Origin of the sequence: Xanthomonas sp. WHRI 1810A, from assembly GCF_040202885.1 — a bacterium.
In the GTDB taxonomy this organism is placed as follows: Bacteria; Pseudomonadota; Gammaproteobacteria; order Pseudomonadales; family Pseudomonadaceae; genus Aquipseudomonas.
This window is the reverse complement of sequence record NZ_JBEGED010000055.1, coordinates 1-646: the sequence shown is the minus strand read 5'-3', so window position 1 is coordinate 646 and position 646 is coordinate 1. Positions and strand designations below refer to the sequence as shown.

Genomic DNA, 646 nt, shown 5'->3' with positions numbered 1-646 from the left:
CGACGACCACATCAACAACACCCCGCGCCAGATCAACATCTATGAAGCATTGGGCGCGCCGGTGCCCAAGTTCGCGCACATGCCGATGATCCTGGACGAGCAGGGCGCCAAGCTGTCCAAGCGCACCGGCGCGGCCGACGTGATGCAGTACAGGGATGCCGGCTATCTGCCGCATGCGTTGATCAATTATCTTGCGCGTCTGGGCTGGTCGCACGGCGACCAGGAGTTGTTCAGTCAGCAGGAATTGCTGGACCTGTTCGACGTCAAGGACGTCAACTCCAAGGCTGCGCGCCTGGACATGGCCAAGCTCGGTTGGGTCAACCAGCATTATCTGAAGACCGACGACCCGGCCAGCATCGCCCCGCAGCTGGAATACCAGCTGGCCAAGCTCGGCATCGATGTCGCTGCCGGCCCGGCCGCCGCCGATGTGGTGGTGGCATTGCGCGAGCGCGTGCAGACCTTGAAGGAAATGGCCGAAAAAGCCGTGGTCTGGTACCAGCCGCTGGAAACCTATGACGAAGCTGCGGTGATCAAGCACCTGAAGCTAGGCGCCGAAGTGCCGCTGGGCAAGGCGCGCGAACTGCTGGCCGGCGTCAGCGAATGGAGTGTGGAAAGTGTCTCGGCCGCGCTGCACGATGCGGCCGCC

Annotated in this window: 1 protein-coding gene; it reads left to right on the top strand. The window is 63.2% G+C overall.

The window, feature by feature from the left end:
- The coding region (locus ABQX22_RS26685) for a glutamate--tRNA ligase (protein ID WP_349802858.1) at positions 1-646 on the top strand (646 nt) is incomplete at both ends.